The sequence below is a fragment of the Kluyvera huaxiensis genome (assembly GCF_040149365.1).
Taxonomy (GTDB): Bacteria; Pseudomonadota; Gammaproteobacteria; order Enterobacterales; family Enterobacteriaceae; genus Kluyvera; species Kluyvera intermedia_A.
Window position 1 is genome coordinate 58794 of the sequence record NZ_JBEFLV010000016.1, and the last position, 20966, is coordinate 79759.

At 54.6% G+C, this 20966-nt stretch carries 19 protein-coding genes; 7 read left to right on the plus strand and 12 right to left on the minus strand.

Annotated elements, in window-relative coordinates; genetic code table 11:
* Window positions 1-248 precede the first annotated feature (248 nt).
* Together rhaA and rhaB are read right to left on the minus strand one after the other, a co-directional pair.
* Window positions 249-1508: an L-rhamnose isomerase gene (rhaA, locus tag ABOC97_RS16470; protein WP_349599777.1), complete on the minus strand. Its 1260-nt coding sequence runs from the start codon at window positions 1506-1508 to the stop codon at window positions 249-251.
* Complete coding sequence (gene rhaB, locus ABOC97_RS16475) at window positions 1505-2974, minus strand: rhamnulokinase (protein ID WP_349599780.1); 1470 nt, start codon at window positions 2972-2974, stop codon at window positions 1505-1507. The genes rhaA and rhaB overlap by 4 nt, the downstream gene beginning before the upstream one ends.
* A 303-nt stretch (window positions 2975-3277) precedes the next feature.
* Here rhaB and rhaS point away from each other — a divergent pair, with 303 nt between their 5' ends.
* Window positions 3278-4114 (plus strand): HTH-type transcriptional activator RhaS, encoded by an 837-nt coding sequence (rhaS, locus tag ABOC97_RS16480; protein WP_349599783.1) that lies wholly within the window; start codon window positions 3278-3280, stop codon window positions 4112-4114.
* 71 nt (window positions 4115-4185) lie between these two features.
* On the plus strand, window positions 4186-5034 hold the full coding sequence (gene rhaR, locus ABOC97_RS16485) for an HTH-type transcriptional activator RhaR (RefSeq protein ID WP_349599785.1): 849 nt from the start codon (window positions 4186-4188) through the stop codon (window positions 5032-5034).
* Between the two features lie 5 nt (window positions 5035-5039).
* Here rhaR and rhaT read toward each other — a convergent pair whose 3' ends face one another.
* The gene (gene rhaT / locus ABOC97_RS16490) at window positions 5040-6074 is read right to left on the minus strand and encodes an L-rhamnose/proton symporter RhaT (protein ID WP_349599788.1); all 1035 of its coding nucleotides are present in this window, start codon (window positions 6072-6074) and stop codon (window positions 5040-5042) included.
* Window positions 6075-6364: 290 nt separating this feature from the next.
* Between rhaT and sodA the strand changes: the two genes are divergently transcribed.
* Together sodA and yiiM are read left to right on the plus strand one after the other, a co-directional pair.
* Window positions 6365-6985: a superoxide dismutase [Mn] gene (gene sodA / locus ABOC97_RS16495; RefSeq protein ID WP_234507873.1), complete on the plus strand. Its 621-nt coding sequence runs from the start codon at window positions 6365-6367 to the stop codon at window positions 6983-6985.
* A gap of 6 nt (window positions 6986-6991) precedes the next feature.
* Window positions 6992-7729 (plus strand): 6-hydroxyaminopurine reductase, encoded by a 738-nt coding sequence (gene yiiM / locus ABOC97_RS16500; protein ID WP_349599792.1) that lies wholly within the window; start codon window positions 6992-6994, stop codon window positions 7727-7729.
* Window positions 7730-7807: 78 nt separating this feature from the next.
* Here the strand turns inward: yiiM and cpxA are convergent, their stop codons facing one another.
* Window positions 7808-9181: an envelope stress sensor histidine kinase CpxA gene (cpxA, locus tag ABOC97_RS16505; RefSeq protein ID WP_052284212.1), complete on the minus strand. Its 1374-nt coding sequence runs from the start codon at window positions 9179-9181 to the stop codon at window positions 7808-7810.
* On the minus strand, window positions 9178-9876 hold the full coding sequence (gene cpxR / locus ABOC97_RS16510) for an envelope stress response regulator transcription factor CpxR (protein ID WP_052284213.1): 699 nt from the start codon (window positions 9874-9876) through the stop codon (window positions 9178-9180). Before cpxR ends, cpxA begins: the two co-directional genes overlap by 4 nt.
* 149 nt (window positions 9877-10025) lie before the next feature.
* Here cpxR and cpxP point away from each other — a divergent pair, with 149 nt between their 5' ends.
* From cpxP to pfkA, 3 genes are all read left to right on the plus strand, one after another.
* Window positions 10026-10526, plus strand: coding sequence for a cell-envelope stress modulator CpxP (gene cpxP, locus ABOC97_RS16515; protein WP_349599796.1), 501 nt, complete (start codon window positions 10026-10028; stop codon window positions 10524-10526).
* A 138-nt stretch (window positions 10527-10664) separates the two neighbouring features.
* Window positions 10665-11558 (plus strand): CDF family cation-efflux transporter FieF, encoded by an 894-nt coding sequence (fieF, locus tag ABOC97_RS16520; protein ID WP_349599799.1) that lies wholly within the window; start codon window positions 10665-10667, stop codon window positions 11556-11558.
* 200 nt (window positions 11559-11758) lie between these two features.
* Complete coding sequence (gene pfkA, locus ABOC97_RS16525) at window positions 11759-12721, plus strand: 6-phosphofructokinase (protein ID WP_234507866.1); 963 nt, start codon at window positions 11759-11761, stop codon at window positions 12719-12721.
* A gap of 78 nt (window positions 12722-12799) precedes the next feature.
* Here the strand turns inward: pfkA and rraA are convergent, their stop codons facing one another.
* From rraA to priA, 7 genes are all read right to left on the minus strand, one after another.
* Window positions 12800-13285 carry a ribonuclease E activity regulator RraA gene (gene rraA, locus ABOC97_RS16530; RefSeq protein WP_052284217.1) on the minus strand — a complete coding sequence of 162 codons (486 nt, stop codon included), beginning with the start codon at window positions 13283-13285 and terminating at the stop codon, window positions 12800-12802.
* A 92-nt stretch (window positions 13286-13377) separates the two neighbouring features.
* Entirely contained in the window at window positions 13378-14304 is a 927-nt protein-coding gene (menA, locus tag ABOC97_RS16535; protein ID WP_349599803.1) for a 1,4-dihydroxy-2-naphthoate polyprenyltransferase, read from the minus strand.
* Between the two features lie 70 nt (window positions 14305-14374).
* Window positions 14375-15706, minus strand: a complete 1332-nt coding sequence (gene hslU, locus ABOC97_RS16540; protein ID WP_234507862.1) for an HslU--HslV peptidase ATPase subunit — start codon at window positions 15704-15706, stop codon at window positions 14375-14377.
* 9 nt (window positions 15707-15715) lie between these two features.
* On the minus strand, window positions 15716-16246 hold the full coding sequence (hslV, locus tag ABOC97_RS16545; protein ID WP_052284220.1) for an ATP-dependent protease subunit HslV: 531 nt from the start codon (window positions 16244-16246) through the stop codon (window positions 15716-15718).
* A 92-nt stretch (window positions 16247-16338) separates the two neighbouring features.
* A complete protein-coding gene (gene ftsN / locus ABOC97_RS16550) occupies window positions 16339-17304 on the minus strand; it encodes a cell division protein FtsN (RefSeq protein ID WP_349599807.1) in 966 nt (321 codons plus the stop codon).
* A gap of 98 nt (window positions 17305-17402) precedes the next feature.
* Window positions 17403-18425 (minus strand): DNA-binding transcriptional regulator CytR, encoded by a 1023-nt coding sequence (gene cytR, locus ABOC97_RS16555; protein ID WP_234507859.1) that lies wholly within the window; start codon window positions 18423-18425, stop codon window positions 17403-17405.
* Between the two features lie 151 nt (window positions 18426-18576).
* Window positions 18577-20775, minus strand: a complete 2199-nt coding sequence (gene priA / locus ABOC97_RS16560) for a primosomal protein N' (RefSeq protein ID WP_349599810.1) — start codon at window positions 20773-20775, stop codon at window positions 18577-18579.
* Window positions 20776-20966: the final 191 nt, after the last annotated feature.

A 20966-nucleotide genomic window follows, 5' to 3' on the forward strand; every position in this document is an offset into this window, starting at 1 on the left:
TATGGTTGTCCTGTGACTTTAATGTCCGATGGCGCTGCGCTTATCGGGCCTGCAATGACTGTTGTATTGGTGCGGGTTTTCCCCTCACCCTAACCCTCTCCCTACAAGGGAGAGGGAACCGTTCGGTGCTGCGGTTTACCCCATTGTGTGAGGGCGCTGTCCGGTTTTCTCCCTCTCCTCAAAGGGGATAGGGAACTGTTCGGTTTTCTCCCTCTCCCTTGCAGGGAGAGGGCCGGGGTGAGGGTCACTCACCCGCGCTTGCTCAGAACCTCTTTCTCGTAGCCACGAACGCTTTCCAGCCACTGGCTGCCAGCAGGGGTGTCGTTGCGCTGGCAATACATTTCCCACACCGCTTGCCACGGCAGGCATTTTTGCTCTTCCAGCAGCGCCAGACGTGCGGTGTAGTCGCCGGACGCTTCCAACTGACGTAGTTCGGCGGTAGGTTCCAGCAGCGCGCGCAGCAGGGCTTTCTTCATGTTGCGAGTGCCAATGACCCATGCTGCGATACGGTTGATTGAGGCGTCGAAGAAATCGAGGCCAATGTGGACGCGGTCGAACAGGTCGTGGCGGATGATTTCGCTGGCGATAGCCTGGGTTTCGTCGTCCAGCAGCACCACGTGGTCGCTGTCCCAGCGTACCGGGCGGCTCACGTGCAGCAGCAGATGAGGGACGTACAGCATGGCGGCAGAGATTTTGTCGGAGATCACTTCAGTCGGATGGAAGTGACCGGCATCCAGGCACAGTGCGGTCTGACGGCTGGTGGCATAACCCATATAGAATTCGTTGGAGCCGACGGTGTAGCTCTCAGCGCCAATACCGAACAGTTTGCTTTCTACAGCATCAATGTGGTGCGCCGGGTCGAGTTTTTCGCTGATGACTTCATCCAGCGCGGCGGCCAGACGCTGGCGTGGTGCCAGGCGGTCAACGGTTACGTCTTTCATACCATCCGGGATCCAGATATTCATCACCGATGGCGTACCCAGTTGCTCGCCAAAATAAGCGGACACGCGGCGGCTGGCTTTGCAGTGATCGATCCAGAATTGACGGATTTTCGGGTCAGCGTGGGACAAGGTAAAGCCATCAGAGCTCAGCGGGTGCGAGAAGCATGACGGGTTAAAATCGAGACCCAGCTTGTGTTCTTTCGCCCACTCAACCCAGTTTTTGAAATGTTCTGGTTTGATTTTGTCGCGCGCAACCGGGGTATCAGATTCCAGATAGATAGCATGCAGGTTCAGGCGTTTTGGCCCTGGGATCAGACTCAATGCTTGTTCCAGATCGGCACGCAGTTCGGTGGCATTACGCGCTTTGCCCGGATAATTACCGGTCGCCTGAATCCCACCCGTTAAATTACCTTCTGGGTTTTCAAAACCCGCTACGTCATCACCCTGCCAGCAGTGCATAGATACCGGTAAGCGGTCGAGCTGGCGTAAGGCTTCTTCGACGTCGATACCGACGGCGGCATAGCGTTGTTTCGCGAGTTCCCAGGCTTGGTCAAGTTGAGTGGTCATGCGCAAAGCTCCTTAGTCTGTCGTTGTTGCTGAAACTGCGCAACGTAACGGGCAATTTCATGGTCTGGATTAGGGGTAAAGGTCGTGAGACCGTAGTTGCCGGTCACGACCTTGCGGAAATCGTCGACGTTGGACAGCTCGTCCAGCGTCATTAACTGGATGCCGATATTGCCGAGGGTGGAGGCTTCAATTGGGCCCGCCACCACGGTGATACCGCAGGCATCGGCACACAGTTGGTTGAGTAGCTGGTTCTGACAACCACCGCCGACAATGTGCAGTTGGCTAAACGGCTTACCGCGCAGCTGTGCCAGTTCGTTTAATACGTCGGCGTAGAGCAGCGCGAGGCTGTCGAAAATGCAGCGCGCGAGTTCAGCCGCGGTCGATGGAACCGGCTGTGCGGTTTCGCGGCAGGCAGCCTGAATTTCGGCGCTCATATTTTCCGGGTTGATAAAGCGGTCATCGTTCGGAGTAATCAGGCTGCGACAGGTTGGCAGCGCCGCCGTTTCGGCAATCAACTCCGCCAGGTTGCGGATGTTTTGCTCTTTCAGTACGCGCTGTAACAGCCACAGCCCCATGATGTTTTTCAGCACTCGATAACGGCCTTCTGCGCCGCCTTCGTTGGTGATATTTGCGCGCTGCGCCTGCTCGCTGGTGTAGGGCTGTTTACTTTCAAAGCCCATTAGCGACCAGGTACCTGAAGAGAGATAGGCGGCGTCGGCACTCACCAATGGCGATGCAATCACGGCGCTAGCGGTATCGTGGCTGGCGACGGCAACAAGCGGAATTTGATTGCCCTGCGGGCAAATCCAGTGACCAACTACGTTGCCAGGATGGGTTGGCGTACCAAACCATGATGCCGGCGCACCGGTCCAGTTCAGCAGGTCTTCATCCCAGTTATCGCTGTCGATATTGATAAGCTGTGTGGTGGTGGCATTGGTGTATTCCCAGTTCATTTTTCCGGTCAGACGATAGCCGAAGTAATCCGGGATCAGCAGCGCATGAGCGGCTTGCGACACCAGCTCCGGCTGCTGTTCAACCAGCGCGCGCAGCTGATATAGCGTATTAAAGGGGAGAAACTGAATGCCGCTGCGGCGGTAGATGTTGCTTTTGCCCAGCTGGTCCATGGCGATAGCCATCACGCCGTCGGTGCGGCTGTCGCGATACGCCACCGGCAGGCCAACTCGTTGGCCATCTTTGCCCAGCAGCACATAGTCCACGCCCCAGGTATCAATACCGATACTGTCGATAAGAATGCCTTCATCGCACACTTTATTGAGCCCGATGCGGATCTCGGCTTCCAGGCCGTCGATATCCCAGGTCTCAAAACCGTCCTGTTTGTGCAGGTTGTTCACGAAACGGTGGATTTCGCGCAGTGACAACGAACGTTGTGCGGCATCGAAACGCGCCAGCATTACACGTCCGCTTGAGGCGCCTAAATCGACGGCCACGCAATGGCGAAAAGTCATGGTAAGAGTCCTTCTATGAGTCATTACCGCCCAGTCTAGAAAAAGGGCAATGACACAACCTTCTCGCCACTGACAGGCGAAATAGGGCGCTGGCAAGAAAGCAAAGATGAACGTGAGGGAGTTCACAAATTCCTGTGATGAGGCCATTTGGGGGCGGTGTGATGGCGACCTCATTTCCCGATCTTTCCGGCTGTTTCTTGAAAAAACGACCGGGTTTGCGCGCTTTAGTGTCAAAACGTCAAGGTCAGATCGCTCACCGACTATTACTATCCTGATAATATTTCTCATCTGTCGGGAGTCGTTATGACCGTACTACACAGCGTGGATTTCTTCTCATCAGGTCAATTGCCCGTTGCTATCGAACCACGACTTCCGCAGGCCGCCTTTCCCGAACATCATCATGATTTCAATGAGATTGTTATTGTTGAACATGGGTCAGGTATTCATGTGTTCAATGGTCAGCCTCATACCATTTGCGGAGGCACGGTTTGCTTTGTCCGTGACTTCGACCGACACCTCTATGAACACACCGATAATTTGTGTCTGACCAACGTGCTGTACCGTGCGCCGGATGCTTTCCAGTTTTTGTCAGGTCTGAACAAATTGCTGCCGCAGGAGCAGGACGGCCACTATCCTTCTCATTGGCGCGTGAACCAGAGTACGTTGCAGCAAGTCAGGTCTATCGTCAGCCAGATGGAAGCGGTGGAGGACGGCACCGATATGATGTCGCTGGCTAACCGTGAGATTCTGTTTATGCAACTGCTGGTCGTGCTACGAAAAGGCAGTCAGGAACAAGGGACCGAGGATAATGATGCCCGCCTTAACCAGCTGATGGCCTGGCTGGAAGAGAATTTTGCGCAAGAGGTATGTTGGGAAGGGCTGGCGGATGATTTTTCGCTCTCTTTACGCACGCTGCACCGGCAGTTGAAGCACTGTACAGGCCTCACGCCACAGCGCTATCTCAACCGTCTGCGCCTGATTAAAGCGCGTCATCTGCTGCGCCATAGCGATGAAAGCGTCACCGATATTGCCTATCGTTGCGGTTTTGGTGACAGCAACCATTTCTCGACGCTGTTCCGCCGGGAATTTAACTGGTCGCCGCGCGATATCCGCCAGGGGCGCGATACGATGCTTCAGTAACGCGAAGGTAATCACCGTTTTTTACCGCAAAACGGCTAATAATAAAAAGTTGTTAGCCGTGAGGTGCCCGCGTGTCAGGCCAGTTAATTCTTCGAAAATCCGACTTTTTCGCCAGCCCGACGCAGGCCGTCGCGGTGGCCGACCGTTACCCGCAGAACGTGTTTGCCGAACACACCCATGATTTCTGCGAGCTGGTGATGGTCTGGCGAGGCAACGGGCTACACATCCTGAACGATCGCCCCTATCGCATCACTCGCGGCGATCTCTTCTACATCCGTGCCGAAGATAAGCACTCCTACGCCTCGGTTAACGATCTGGTTTTACAGAATATTATCTACTGCCCCGAGCGCTTAAAGCTTAACGTTGACTGGGTTTCGCATATTCCAGGGCTGCACGGCTCACATTGGGCACCGCACTGGCGTATCGGTAGCACCGGTATGACCCAGGCGCGGCAGATAATGGCCCAGTTGGAACAGGAGAGTCGTAAAGACGATGCGTTAGCCAACGAGATGTCCGAGCTGCTATTTGCTCAACTGGTGGTCTGCCTTAAACGTTATCGTTACGCGACGGATAACCAGGCGGCGACGCAGAGCGAAGCGCTGCTGGATAAGCTACTGACGGTGCTGGCCGGCAGCCTTAATCGGCCGTTTGCGCTGGATATTTTCTGTGAGCAGCAGGGGTGCAGTGAGCGTACGCTGCGCCAGCAGTTCCGAAGCCAAACGGGGATGACGGTGAACCACTATTTACGTCAGCTGCGGATTTGCCATGCGCAGTACTTGCTGCAACACACCGAAATGCTCATTAGTGAAGTGGCGATGCTGTGCGGATTTGAAGACAGTAACTATTTTTCCGTGGTGTTTAACCGGGAGATTGGCGTTACGCCGGGGCAGTGGCGGCAGCGCAGTCGCGTTGCCGCCTAAGTGACTTAACTTGCCATACCTAAGCCAACAATGTTGGCGGCGATGATAATCACCACACAGCCCAGGCTCAACACGCTGACCGGACGGCTGCCCGCGTTTTTCCACTCTTTCAAGACCAGACCGACTATCCCACCGCAAAGCACGTAGAAGCTCATGTGCAGCATCCAGCTCATGTAGTCATACTGTGCGGGAATGCTGGCGTGGCCCCAGGCGTAGAAGAAGAACTGGAGATACCACATTAATCCGCCCAGGGCGGACAACAGGATATTGCTGACGATAAGCGGTTTTGCCAGCGAGAAGTCTGCTTTAATCGACAAGTTTTTGACTTTTACCAGACGAACAAAGCAGTACCCGAGATTGACCAGCGCGCCACCGCCCATGATCACCACGTAGCTAGGTAAGGCGACATACAGGGGGTCAACGCCTAATGCGGCCGCAGCCTCATGCATCGGTTTTGCGGCACTCATCGCAAAGGACATCCCGGCAGAGAAGATGCCGCACATGACGGCCAGCACCAGCCCTTTCTTGAGATTAAACTCTTCCGCTTTGATCCCCATATTGCGTTCTTTAAGCTGACCGGCCCGAGTCACAATGCCTACGCCGATGACGGCAACCATCACGCCAAGCAGCGTCATCTGGCCGCCTTTCGTGTGGATGAGTACGCCAAACTGGCCGTTAATAATGGGGGTGAGTAGCGTACCGACAATCAGCGTAATACCGATCGCGATGCCTATCCCCATCGACATGCCGAGATAGCGCATGGTCAGGCCATAGTTGATGTTACCAATCCCCCACATGGCGCCGAATAAGAACACCGGCAGGAGCGTTGAAGCGCTAAAAGAGTGGTAGTAAGCCCAAAAATCGGGAAGCAGTAAGGCACTGATTGTCCAGGGAAGCAGAATCCAGGAGACAATCCCGCCGATAGACCACATGGTTTCCCATGACCAACGCTGAACTTTCTTGAACGGGGCATAGAAACAGGCTGCACTGGCTGCACCTATCAAATGCCAAAAAATACCCATCGTAATTGCATGGTTCATTACTTTTATCCTCATCCGTTTTTTATCGTACGAATCGTCGTCCAACGTGATGAGTGTAAAAATTAGTCAATTTTTTGACCTTTCGGTCGTTGCCATTCATGAGTAAATACTGGCAGTGAACGGTGCAATAGGCTGTTCTTCCTCACAAAATGCTAACCATAACTCGCGGTTATATCCTTATAAAAACTACGGCATTGATAATCATTTTCAATATCATTTAATTAACTATAATGAACCAACTGATTACGCGGCGTTTACAGGTTTGCCGCCCGACAATAATGGAGATGATTATGAGCTATACCCTGCCATCACTGCCTTATGCGTACGATGCCCTGGAACCGCACTTCGACAAACAGACGATGGAAATCCATCACAGCAAGCACCACCAGGCTTACGTCAACAACGCTAACGCAGCGCTGGAGAGCCTGCCGGAGTTCGCTTCCCTGTCTGCGGAAGAACTGATCGCGAAACTGGATCAACTGCCGGCTGATAAGAAAACCGTTCTGCGTAACAACGCAGGTGGCCATGCTAACCACAGCTTCTTCTGGAAAGGCCTGAAAAAAGGCACCACCCTGCAGGGCGATCTGCTGGCAGCTATCGAGCGTGACTTCGGTTCCGTTGATAACTTCAAAGCTGAATTCGAAAAAGCAGCGGCGACCCGTTTCGGCTCTGGCTGGGCGTGGCTGGTGCTGAAAGGCGACAAACTGGCTGTGGTTTCTACCGCGAACCAGGATTCCCCGCTGATGGGTGAAGCTGTTTCTGGCGCGTCCGGTTTCCCAATTGTGGGCCTGGATGTGTGGGAACACGCTTACTACCTGAAATTCCAGAACCGTCGTCCGGACTACATCAAAGAGTTCTGGAACGTGGTGAACTGGGATGAAGCCGCGGCACGTTTCGCAGCTAAAAAATAATTTGCATTGCCGGTCTGTAGAAGCGAGTCTGATGACTCGCTTTTTTTGTATCCGCGTAAGGAGCAGCAGATGCATTATCCGGTTGACGTGTTCATTGGCAAAATCCGCGATTACGACGGTAGCCGCCCAAGTGCTATCGCTAAAGTGCAGATAGACGGCGAGCTGGAGCTCACCGATTTAGGACTGCTGGGCGATGAACAGGCGGAAAAAAAAATTCACGGCGGCCCTGACCGCGCCTTATGCCACTATCCTCGCGAGCATTACGCCGAATGGGCACGAGACTTCCCTGAACAGGCCTCTTTATTTTACGCCCCGGCATTTGGGGAAAACTTGTCGACGGAAGGTATGACCGAACACAACGTGTTTATCGGCGATATTTATCGCTGGGGTGAAACGTTAATCCAGGTCACTCAGCCGCGCTCTCCGTGCTTTAAGCTCAATTATCACTTTGCCATCAGCGACATGGCCTCGGTAATGCAAAACAGCGGCAAAACGGGCTGGCTGTATCGGGTGATTGCAGCGGGTAAGGTATCCAGCGATGCACCTCTGGAACTGGTATCGCGGCTGAGCGATGTGTCGGTGCATGAGGCGGGCGTTATCGCCTGGTCTATGCCGTTTGATGACGAGCAGTACCATCGGCTGCTGGCTGCCGCCGGGCTGTCGGTGAGCTGGAGCAGAACGATGCAAAAGCGCCGCTTAAGCGGCAAGATTGAAGATAATTCCCGAAGATTGTGGGGTAAATAGTCGGGGATAGCTCAGCGCTTATTCCGGCTGAAGACAACGCTAAAAAAATCGGCCTGCGCAAGCAGGCCGATATTGTTTTTAGGTTCGCTTATACAGCGGTAGCCAGAGCGTTAATCGCAAACCACCCAGCGGGCTGTCGTCGGCTTTGACCCAACCACGGTGCTGCTGAATGGCGCTTTCAACAATTGCCAGGCCAAGCCCTGTGCCGCCAGACTCGCGGTCGCGTGCCTCATCGGTACGGTAGAACGGACGGAAAATCTGCTCTCTGTCGTCCGGGCTAACGCCTGGGCCGTCATCATCGACATGGACGGTGATACCGTCTTTATCGACCGAGAAGCTCACCGCAATTTTGGTATGCGAATAACGCAGCGCATTGCGGACGATGTTCTCCAGCGCGCTTTCCAGCGCATTCGGGTTGCCGTACAGCGGCCATGGCCCTGGTGGATAATCGACGCTAAATGATTTACCCATCTGCTCCGCTTCAAACGCGGCGTTGTCCAGCACTTCGCCCCACAGCTGATTGGCTTTTAGCGTCTCGCTCAGTAGCGCATTCTTCTGCTGATTGCGCGACATGACCAGCATGTCATTAATCATGCTGTCGAGGCGCTGTGCTTCCGTCTCGATACGCTCCAGCTCCTTGCTTTCACCACTACGGCGACGCAGCAGGGCGGTGCCCAACTGCAGGCGCGTCAGCGGTGTACGCAGCTCGTGAGAGATATCGGAGAGCAGACGCTGCTGTGCGGTCATCATTTGCTCCAGCGCCATCACCATCTGGTTAAAGCTCGCGCCCGCCGCTAAAAACTCCTGCGGCCCGGCTTCCAGCTCCGGATGCTGACGCAGGTTGCCCTGGGCCACTTCATCGGCGGCGTTTTTCAGCTTACGCGCCGGTTTCGCCAGACTCCACGCCAGCCATAGCAATAGCGGCGCGCTGACCAGCATCGTGACAATCAGCAATAACAGCGGCCTGTCGAACAACAGGTTGATAAAATCGGACTGCGAGCTGCTGGCTGGGCGAATCAGGTATAACTGGTAGTTATCTTCACCGTCGCGGATAGAAAATGGCCCGACCAACTCTACGCGGCCGTATTTTTTCTTCTGCGGATGATCGGAATTGTCAGATTGGCCGATAAAGTTACGGATAATCTGCATCTCGTTGCGTTCAGCGCCGATCACGCGGCCTTCACTGGTGACCAGCAGCAGACGCTGGCCCGGCGGGGCCCATTTATCAATTGCGCGGAACAGCCGACGCCACCACATCAAATCATTGGGGGGATCGTTCGCCAGCTCTTCTTCAACGTGCTGCTCGATCATCAGACCCTGGCGCTGCTCGCTATCCAGCAGCTCCGTCATCTGGCGTGAATCAAGTTTTGGCAACATTAAAACCAGCATCAACACCAGCGCTAGCGTGAGCCAGAAGATGGCGAAGATGCGTGCGGTTAAACTTCCAATCATGAAGCGGAGACCATCAGGTAGCCACGACCACGCAGGGTTTTAAACCATGGATGACCGTCTTTACGCTCCGGCAGCTTCCGGCGCAGGTTGGAAATGTGCATATCAATGGCGCGGTCGAACGGTGTTAAGCGTTTACCTAGCACTTCCTGACTTAAGTGTTCGCGAGAAACCACCTGGCCCAGGTGCTGTGCGAGCAGATAAAGCAGGGTAAATTCGGTACCGGTCAACTCCAGCGTCTGGCCATCAAAGCTGGCTTCCTGGCGGCCTGGGTTCAGGCTCAGGGAATCCACTTCGACGGTTGGCGAACTGGTATCGCTATTTTGCTGCTGTTCGCTCCAGTGTGAACGGCGCAAAATAGCGCGAATACGCGCGACCAGCTCGCGATCGTTAAATGGCTTAGGCAAATAGTCATCTGCGCCCAGTTCGAGGCCCAGAACGCGATCCAGCTCGCTTCCGCGTGCGGTCAACATAATGACGGGTGTCTGGTGTGTCTGTCGCAATTCTTTAAGCGTGTCGATACCGTTCTTTTTCGGCATCATCACGTCGAGTAAAAGTAGGTCGATGCTGTCATCAATCAGCGCTAACGCTTGTTCGCCGTCGTGGGCGACAAGAACGTTAAAGCCTTCCATATCAAGGAGTTCCTTGAGCAGCGAAGTCAATTCCCGGTCATCATCAACTAACAAAATTTTATTCATATTTTAATCCCTCCGAGGCAGAAATTACGTCATCAGGGCTTGCTAATCCATGACTTTACGTTGTTTTACACCCCCTGACGCATGTTTGCAGCCTGAATCGTAAACTGTCTCTCGTTGATTCGCGACACAATAGTTTTTGGGAGCATGTGATGCGCAATGTTATCGCTGCCGTCATGGCCTCAACGCTGGCATTCAGTGCACTAAGCCAGGCAGATGAAGTCGTCACCAGCGTTAACTGGCACCCGGCGGAAGCTAACCCGCTAAGTAGTGGCCAGGGCCATATGTTCGACGGTATTAGTTTAACCGAACATCAGCGCCAACAAATGCGCGATCTGATGCACCGGGCACGACACGAACGTCCACCCGTTAATGTTAGCGAAATGGAGACAATGCATCGCCTTGTCACCGCAGAAAAATTTGATGAAGCCGCTGTGCGAACTCAAGCCGAAAAAATGGCTGAGGAGCAGGTGGACCGCCAGGTTGAACTGGCGAAGGTTCGCAACCAGATGTATCGCTTGCTTACACCTGAGCAGCAAGCGGCTTTAAACGAGAAGCACCAGCAGCGCATGGAGCAGCTGCGTGATGTTGCACGGATGCAACAAGGTTCGAGTAAGACCCTGTTTAGTAGCAATACCCGTAGCAACCAGTAACAACCCTGTTTTTCCTTGCCATAGACACCATCCCTGTCTTCCCCCACATGATGTGGGGGTTTTTTTTGTCTTAAATTCGTCACCGCGCACCCCCCATACATTCCGCTATAATACGCAGATCTGAAGGCGGGAGCGTTTATGAATCAAACTTATGGCCGACTGGTCAGTCGCGCGGCGATAGCGGCAACGGTGATGGCGTCGCTGTTGCTGGTGATTAAAATTTTTGCGTGGTGGTACACCGGGTCGGTAAGTATTTTAGCGGCCCTGGTGGATTCGCTGGTGGATATTGCCGCCTCGCTGACCAACCTGCTGGTGGTGCGCTATTCGCTGCAACCGGCAGATGAAGAGCATACTTTTGGCCACGGAAAAGCGGAGTCGCTGGCGGCGCTGGCGCAAAGTATGTTTATTTCAGGGTCGGCGCTGTTTCTGTTTTTAACCGGTTTTCAGCATCTGGCGCGTCCAACGCCGATGAGTCAGCCGGGCATTGGCGTCATCGTCACGGTGATTGCGCTTATCAGTACCTTAATTCTGGTAACGTTTCAGCGCTGGGTGGTGAGAAGAACACAAAGTCAGGCTGTACGCGCAGATATGCTTCATTATCAGTCTGATGTTATGATGAACGGTGCGATTCTTATCGCACTCGGCCTCTCCTGGTACGGCTGGCATCGTGCAGATGCGCTGTTTGCATTAGGAATTGGCATCTATATTCTATATAGCGCGTTACGCATGGGATACGAAGCGGTTCAGTCGTTACTGGATCGTGCTCTACCCGATGAAGAACGACAGGAAATTTTCGACATCGTTACCGCCTGGCCTGGCGTGAGCGGTGCTCACGATCTCCGAACGCGGCAGTCAGGGCCGACCCGCTTTATTCAGATCCATCTGGAAATGGAAGATGACCTGCCTCTGGTTCAGGCGCATTACGTTGCCGACCAGGTAGAGCAGGCGATTTTGCATCGTTTCCCCGGATCCGATGTGATTATTCATCAGGATCCCTGCTCTGTTGTCCCACAGGGCAGCAGAGGAATTTGAACTTTCGCAGTGGTTGTACAAAACGTGAGCTACATTGGCATTATTTGTATAAATAACCGCCGTTTAGCCTGACCTGAATCAATTCAGCAAGAAGCGCTTGATATACTATCTCTAGATAGAGTCGTTCTCTCCCTCGAGATTGATGGGAGCGCTTCGGGCAGAAGAATTAATTTTTAGCATTCCTAAGTTCAGAGGTAGTCATGATTAAGAAAATCGGTGTGTTGACAAGTGGCGGTGATGCGCCGGGTATGAACGCCGCCATTCGCGGTGTTGTGCGCGCAGCGTTGACGGAAGGTATAGAAGTCATGGGTGTCTATGACGGTTACCTCGGCCTGTACGAAGACCGTATGGTTCCGCTCGACCGCTACAGCGTGTCCGACATGATTAACCGTGGCGGCACATTCCTGGGCTCCGCTCGCTTCCCGGAATTCCGCGACGAAAATATTCGTGCAGTGGCTATCGAAAACCTGAAAAAACGCGGGATTGATGCGCTGGTTGTTATCGGCGGTGATGGTTCTTATATGGGTGCTGTGCGCCTGACTGAAATGGGCTTCCCATGCATCGGTCTGCCAGGCACCATTGATAACGACATCAAAGGTACTGACTACACCATCGGTTTCTTCACTGCGCTGAGCACCGTCGTTGAAGCGATTGACCGTCTGCGTGACACCTCTTCTTCCCACCAGCGTATTTCCGTTGTTGAAGTGATGGGCCGCTACTGCGGCGACCTGACTCTGGCGGCGGCAATTGCGGGCGGCTGCGAATTTATCGTGGTTCCGGAAGTTGAATTCAAACGTGACGATCTGGTTGCTGAAATCAAAGCCGGTATTGCGAAAGGTAAGAAACACGCGATTGTGGCGATTACCGAGCACATGTGCGATATCGACGAGCTGGCGCAGTTTATCGAAACTGAAACCGGCCGTGAGACACGTGCTACCGTTCTGGGCCACATTCAGCGCGGCGGCTCCCCGGTTCCTTACGACCGTATCCTGGCGTCCCGCATGGGCGCGTACGCGATTGAACTGCTGCAGCAAGGCTTTGGCGGTCGTTGCGTGGGTATCCAGAACGAAAAACTGGTTCACCATGACATCATCGACGCTATCGAAAGCATGAAGCGCCCATTCAAGGGTGACTGGCTGGAATGCGCTAAGATGCTGTACTAATTCGCCGTTTGCCCGGTAACGGGCAACGTACGGACGAAAAAAAAGCCTTCTCATTGAGAAGGCTTTTTTATGCCGAACTTACTCGATATCCAGCGGATCTTCCGACAGGATAATACCGGTGTTATCGGCATAGAGATGGTCGCCGGAGAAGAAGGTCACGCCGCCGAAATTGACGCGGACGTCGCTTTCGCCAATACCTTCGCCTGCGGAGCCTACCGGAATCGCGGCAATCGCCTGGATGCCGATATCCAACTCTTCTAAATCATCGACCTGACGGACTGCGCCGTAAACCACAATGCCTTCCCACTCGTTTTGCGTGGCCAGGCGGGCTAGGTCGGCATCAATCAGTGCGCGACGGACAGAACCGCCGCCGTCGACCAGCAGAATGCGGCCCCGGCCGTTCTGTTCGAGCAGATCGTACAGCAACCCGTTATCCTCGAAACATTTTACGGTGATAATTTGTCCACCAAACGACAACCGTCCGCCAAAGTTGGAGAACAGGGGTTCCACGACGTTGACATCTTCCTGGTAGATGTCGCAAAGCTCGGAAGTATCGTATTTCATAGGATTAACGCTCAGTTGCTGCGAGTGATTTTAGTATATCGCGCTCTATGCATTGTTGGCAAAATCATCAATTGTTAATTGATATTTGTCAGTTAAGCCAACGTCTTGCTCAGCACGATTCCGATGACGAACAGCAGGTTAGTTAATAGCGCACCTTTTACCGTCCGCTCGAGCATCGGCGGCATCGCCTGCGGCGAGAGTTCGCGCATCACGTAGCGCGCCTGTTTCACCAGCAGTGGCGCTGCCAGCACGAACAGCCAGCCCCACGGACTGTGCAGGGTGAAAAGGTTAAACAACGCCAGACAGACCAGTGTCCCCATCAGCAGACAAACGTGATACCGGCGGGCATTAATCGGCCCCAAGCGAACGGCCAGCGTGTTTTTACCGTTCTCACGGTCGCTGTCGATATCGCGCAGATTGTTGATATTGAGCACCGCCGTTGCCAGCAGGCCGCAGGCGGTAGCGGGCAGGATAATTGCGCTGCTCAGACTGTGCGCCTGTAAATACCAGCTGCCAATCACGCTCAGCCAACCGAAGAAAATCAGCACCGACACATCGCCCAGGCCAATGTAGCCGTAAGGGCGGGTACCGACGGTGTAGGTAATGGCTGCGATAATCGCCAGCAGCCCCAGCACCAGAAAGCCGATAAAGTCGCCCAGCGTCTGATAGGCCGTAAACAGCAAAGCCAGGCCAAAGAGGCAGATAAGCGCAACGGTAATCATCAGCGCCCGTTTCATCTGCTCCTGGGTAATCACCCCTTTTTGCATCCCGCGCAATGGGCCGATGCGATCCGGTTTATCGCTGCCTTTCACCGCATCGCCGTAGTCATTGGCGAGGTTAGAGAGGATTTGCAGCAGGCTGGCGGTAATCAACGACAGCACGGCAACGGCGGGATCAAAGTGTCCCTGCCACCAGGCGAGGGCGGTGCCTACGATTATCGCGGCACAGGCCAGAGGTAATGTTTTCGGGCGCAGACTTTCCAGCCAGGCCTGAGTGCGGCTTACAGGTGTATTTGTCATTAGTTATCAGCCAATAAAAATGGGGCTTTTCAGCCCCATCAATTTAAAGATGAAAATGCAGTGTCCGCGATTATAGGATAAAACGGCTCAGATCTTCATCTGCGACTAATGCATCCAGATGTTTGCTCACGTATTCCGCATCAATTGTGATGCTTTGGCCGTTCAGGTCGCTGGCGTCATAGGAGATATCTTCCATCAAACGCTCCAGAACGGTATGCAGACGACGAGCACCGATGTTCTCGGTGGTTTCGTTAACCTGCCAGGCTGCTTCGGCGATACGCTTGATACCGGACTCGGTGAATTCGATATTCACCCCTTCGGTTGCCATCAGCGCTTTGTACTGCACGGTAATGGACGCGTTTGGCTCGGTCAGGATACGCTCGAAGTCGCTGGTGGTCAGCGCCTGCAGTTCAACGCGAATTGGCAAACGGCCCTGAAGTTCTGGGATCAGGTCAGACGGTTTTGCCACCTGGAATGCGCCAGAAGCGATAAACAGGATGTGGTCGGTTTTAACCATACCGTGCTTAGTGGAAACGGTGCAGCCTTCAACCAGCGGCAGCAGGTCACGCTGTACGCCTTCACGAGAGACGTCAGGGCCGGAAGATTCACCACGCTTACAGATTTTATCGATCTCATCGATGAACACGATACCGTGCTGCTCAACCGCCTCGATAGCGTCTTGCTTGAGCTCTTCTGGATTCACCAGCTTCGCCGCTTCTTCTTCAACCAGCAGTTTCATCGCATCTTTGATTTTCAGCTTGCGAGGTTTCTGCTTCTGACCGCCCAGGTTCTGGAACATGGACTGCAGCTGGCTGGTCATCTCTTCCATTCCTGGAGGCGACATGATTTCTACGCCCATCGGAGCGGCAGCTAGATCGATCTCAATCTCTTTGTCGTCCAACTGGCCTTCGCGCAGTTTTTTGCGGAATGCCTGACGCGCAGCAGAAGGTTCAGACGGCTGTTCAGACTGGCCCCAGTTGTTTTTAGCCGGTGGGATCAGCACGTCGAGAATACGCTCTTCGGCCATCTCTTCGGCGCGATAGCGATTTTTCTCGATGGAGTGTACACGCACCATTTTGATCGCCGAATCGGTCAGATCGCGAATGATGGAGTCGACTTCTTTACCCACATAGCCCACTTCGGTGAACTTGGTGGCTTCAACTTTGATGAACGGTGCGTTGGCAAGCTTGGCCAGACGACGGGCGATTTCGGTTTTACCGACGCCGGTTGGGCCGATCATCAGAATGTTTTTCGGCGTTACTTCGTGGCGCAGCTCTTCATCAAGCTGCATACGGCGCCAGCGGTTACGTAAGGCGATAGCAACGGAGCGCTTGGCCGCGTCCTGACCGATGATGTGTTTGTTCAGTTCGCTGACAATTTCGCGTGGGGTCATTTCAGACATGGGAGATCCTTACGCCTTAGACGGTAATTCTTCGATGGTGTGGAAATGGTTGGTATAAATGCAGATATCACCTGCAATATTCAACGCTTTTTCAGCAATTTCACGCGCGCTAAGCTCGGTGTTTTCCAGCAGAGCACGGGCTGCGGCCTGGGCGTACGGGCCGCCAGAACCGATAGCAATCAGGTCATTTTCCGGCTGCACGACGTCACCGTTACCGGTGATGATGAGCGAGGCGGTTTCATCCGCGACCGCCAGCAGGGCTTCCAGCTTGCGCAGCATACGGTCGGTACGCCAGTCTTTAGCCAGCTCAACGGCGGCTTTAACCAGGTGCCCCTGGTGCATTTCCAGTTTACGTTCGAACAGTTCGAACAGCGTGAAGGCGTCCGCAGTACCGCCCGCAAACCCGGCGATTACTTTGTCGTTATACAGACGACGAACTTTTTTCACGTTGCCCTTCATGACGGTATTGCCCAGCGTGGCCTGGCCATCACCGGCAATTACAACGTGGCCGTTACGGCGAACACTTACTATTGTTGTCACGAGCAGACCCCTTTGTTGCAAATACGGAAATAGAGGCCCCGTACCGTGTACGGGGCAGAATGTAATTATAGATGGGGGGGATTTCGGGGGTTTCAACCCCCTGAAGCGAGCCTAATGCAGTTTGCGTGACCCGCCATCTTCAGGCGAGCAATGGTGCTATCGGCGTTATCCTTGCCTTTGACCGGGCCGATAACCACACGATTCCAGCCGTTATTGGTGGTGATTTTGGAGTCAAAGCCTTCAAAGGCCAGCTGTGCACGGACGGTTTCTGCCTGTTCAGCACCTTTAAATGAACCGCACTGCACCATCCAACGGCGCTCATCTTTTTTCTCGGTCGCTTTTGGCGGCGTGGTTTCACGCACAACCGGCGCAGCGGCCTGCGTTTTAGGCTGTGTGGCTGCGGTGTGCGCAGGCGTTTGCAGCAGATCCTGATACGCCGAGTTTGCAGCCGTAGATTTTGGCGGCTGCTGAGTTTGCGTTTGACGCGGTTGCTGAACCGGCTGAGGAGCACGTGTTTGCGGCTGTTGCACCGGCTGCGTTTGCGTCCACTGCTGTTGCTGAACCTGCTGCTGCGCCAGGCGTTGGCGCTGTAGCGTCTGCTGACGCTGGGCAGCCGTTTGCTCGTTCCACGGTACTTCGGTCAGTTGTGTAGGCTGCTGGCGCATATCTGCCTGCATTTGTGCCAATAGCTGACGCTGTTCGTCGGTGAGCTGATTTGGGTTGATAACTTCCCCGCCAGCAGACGGTTCGGTTGGCGCACGGGCGCCCGGCTGGCGGCTTTCCAGCTCTTTAATGTAACGCCAGCGTTCTTCCGGTTTCGGTGGCAGCCCATTCCCCGCGATCTGGCGGTTCTGTAGCGATTCGGACTCTTCTTTTTTGTGATGCGTGATGAAGTATAAACCGCCGATAAAAGCGACCACTACCGCCGCCGCAATCGCCACCATGGCAGGAGAGACCGCCGGAAAATTACTCTGCTTTTTCCGTGTATTCCGTGAAGCGCCGTTCTTTCGCCGCGAAGGTGCCTGCTGGCTGCGGCGTACATAGTCTCGTTGTGCCACTATCGTTTCGCTGTCTTTTTCCGTTAGTTAGCCCGACATGTTACTTAAGCGGCGGGGCTTTGACCAGACGAGCAAGTCCTAAAGCGCCCGGCTTTGTATCATATTTTGCTTGTACTGCCGCGAATAATCAGTTCGCAATCCAGAAGACGCGAACCGCTATCAACAACCTGCCCGCTCATTTGGTTCAACAGCAGCAACATCGCTTCCCGGCCGATATCAAAACGTGGCTGGGAAACGGTGGTCAGCGGTGGGTCGCAAAACTCCGCCAGCGAAATGTTATCGAATCCGATAATGGACAGATCGTCAGGGACTTTTAGCCCCCGGCGTTTTGCATAGGAGAGTGCGCCCAGTGCCATGATATCGCTGTGGCAGAAGACGGCAGTTGGTGGCTGCGGTAAGGCGAGCAGCTGTTCCAGCGCCGTGGCTCCGGCTTCAAAGGTGAAGTTGCCGCGAGCGATGTAGTGAGGGTCGACGGTAATACCGCAGCGGCGCAGCGCCTGAACGTATCCCTGCAGGCGATAGTGGCACAGCGGCATCTCCTCGGGGCCGGCGATACAGCCGATGCGCTGATGTCCCAGTTCATGCAGATAGTTTACGGCATCGAATGAAGCGGTGAGGTTGTCGATATGTACCGTGGGCAGCCCCAGCTCGGGAGCAAATTCGTTGGCCATGACCATCGGCGGCAGATTGCGCTGCTCTTCGATGCTGGCGTCAAATGGGAGACGAGAACCCAGCAGCAGCATGCCATCAATCTGCTTGGTGATGATTAAATCAATGAAGGTTTTTTCTTGCTGATTCTGATGCGCGCAGTCGCCAATCAGTACCAGATAACCCTGAGCTGCCGCGGTGACTTCGATCCCCCGGATCACTTCACTAAAGAAGGGATCGCAGATATCCGGGACGATAACCAGAATGGTGCGCGATTCATTGCGCTTCATGTTACGCCCCTGCAACTGCGGGAGATAACCTACCTCCAGCGCCGCCTGCTCAACGCGGTTGCGCGTCGCCTGCGAAACTTTTTCGGGATTCATCAATGCACGAGATACGGTTGCCGTAGAGACATTCGCTTGTAGGGCAACATCTTTCATGGTTGCGGCAACAACCGGTTTTTTAGCCTTCACCTGATTTTCTCCTCGACTCACTGGCGCAGGCACATCCTTTGTGACCTGACATCTGACACACTTTTATCAGATAGTTAGGGGGATCTGTTACAGAATTTTCATCAAAAGTGTGATGATTGTTTCATTTCACGATCCCGCTCTCAACTCTGCATTAACCTTCGATAGGGTCGACGTCGAGAACCCACTTCACTTTGCGGGATTCCGGGAGCGTATTGATGAGTGCCAGCGTGCCGGTAACAATGTGCTGCAAGCGTACACGTGAGGGATGTTGTAGCAGAATCTGCCAGCGGTAACGGCCGCCGCGCTTTGGAGCCAGGGCGGGAACCGGGCCAAGTACCCACAGCTTATCGTCCGCGAGCGGGCTTGCCTGAATCAGGTTACGTAGCTGTTGCAAGAACAGCGGCGCCTGCTGGTTGTTGTGATCTTCCGCGCGAATCAATACGTGGCTGGTGTACGGCGGAAGTTGCATGGTCTGGCGCTCCGCCAGCGCCTGTTCGGCAAAGGCGTCATAGCCTTTGTATAGCAACGTTTGCAGTAGCGGATGGTCTGGATGGTGGGTCTGCAGGACCACTTCGCCCTGTTTCCCTGCACGTCCGGCACGGCCAGAGACCTGGGTATACAGCTGAGCAAAGCGTTCCGCTGAGCGGAAATCGGCAGAGAAGAGTGCGCCATCAACGTCCAGTAGCGCAACCAGCGTGACGTCGGGGAAATGGTGTCCCTTTGCCAGCATCTGAGTGCCAATGAGAATACGTGCACCGCCGCGATGTACTTCCGCCAGATGCTGCTCTAACGCTCCTTTTCGACTGGTGGTATCGCGGTCGATGCGCGACAGCGGTACGCCAGGGAACATGGGGGCTAGAGCGTGTTCAAGCTGCTCCGTCCCCAGACCGACCGGCACCATATGCGTGGAGCCGCAGGATGGGCACTGACGCGGAATAGGGCGCTGGCTGTCGCAGTGATGGCAGCGTAGATGATGCTGCGCCTGGTGCAACGTGTAGTAGCTGTCGCAGCGCGGACATTCAGCAATCCAGCCGCAGTCATGGCACAAGAGCGTAGGCGCAAAGCCTCGGCGGTTCAGGAATAGGATTACCTGATTATCGGCCTGCAGGTGCTGACGCATACGGTTAATCAGCGCCGGGGAAAGCCCGGCTTGTAGATGTTGGCCCTTCAGATCGAGCACATGCTGGGTCGCCGGGCGCGCATTCCCCGCTCGGCGGGTTAAACGCAGCATGCGGTACTTATGTTGACGCGCGTTGAGCAATGTTTCCAGCGCGGGCGTAGCCGAGCCGAGAATAATCGGGATTTGTTCACTGTGGGCGCGCCACACGGCGAGGTCGCGTGCATGGTAGCGCCAGCCTTCCTGTTGCTTATAAGAGCTATCGTGCTCTTCATCAATGACGATGACGCCGAGATTTTTAAACGGCGTAAACAGCGACGAGCGGGTGCCGATAACAATCGCCGCCTCACCGTTTTTGGCTTTTAACCAAGCAGCAAGGCGTTCGCTGTCGTTAAGTCCGGAGTGCAGTACTTCCACCGGCGCGTTAAAACGTTCGCGAAAGCGAGCGATGGTCTGCGGCGTCAGGCCGATTTCCGGCACCATCACCAGCGCTTGTTTGCCCTGTGCCAGCACGTTCTCCAGCACGCTAAGATAGACTTCGGTTTTGCCCGAACCGGTGATGCCCTCTAGCAGCCAGGCAGAGAATTCATCGGAGGCGCTGTGGATAGCACCCACTGCCGTCGCCTGTTCGGTGTTCAGCCGCAGTCGTTCGCCCGGCACCGAGTAAGTTGTCCGCCAGTCGACGGTTTCCGGCGCAAGACTGCCGAGTTCGCAGAGCCCTTTTGTACGCAGCGCCTGCATGGCGCTCTCGTTGAACTCCATTTCCGCGACCTGATGACGCCAGATTTTCCCCTGGCGCAGCGCCGCCAGCGCTTGTTGCTGTTTCGGCGAACGTTTCAGGGTATTGATATCCACCGCCTGCCCCTGTTCGGTGGCAAACCAGAACCATTGTGGCGTGGCGCTGGCAGGTTTCCCCTGACGCAGCAGAATCGGCAGCGCGTGGAACAGCACGTCGCCAATCGGATGATGATAATAATCCGCCGCCCACAGCAGCAGGCGCCAGACGGCGGAGGAAAATACCGGTTCATCGTCCAGCACTTCGATAACAGCTTTCAGCTCATCGCGCGGCAGTTCGCTTTTTTCGCTGACCGCCACCACAATACCCACGCGCTCCTGGTGTTTGCCAAACGGCACGCGCACGCGGCAGCCTGCTTTGGCGCTGAGGCTATCAGGCAGCAGGTAGTCGAACGTACGGGGCAGTGGAACAGGCAGGGCAACGTGAGCAACGGGCATGTTTTCTTCCTGACTTGAAATCTGGCGAGACAGTATACACATTGTAGGAGTGCGGATCAGTTTGCATCTACTGGTCAAATTCTGTATGATTCGCCGCCTTTGATGCATTTTGGCATCAGGAAATATACTACATTAACATCGCGTGGTGTCTGGCGTTAGGGCTGGAAGAGCGACGCGGCCTTAACCGAGGT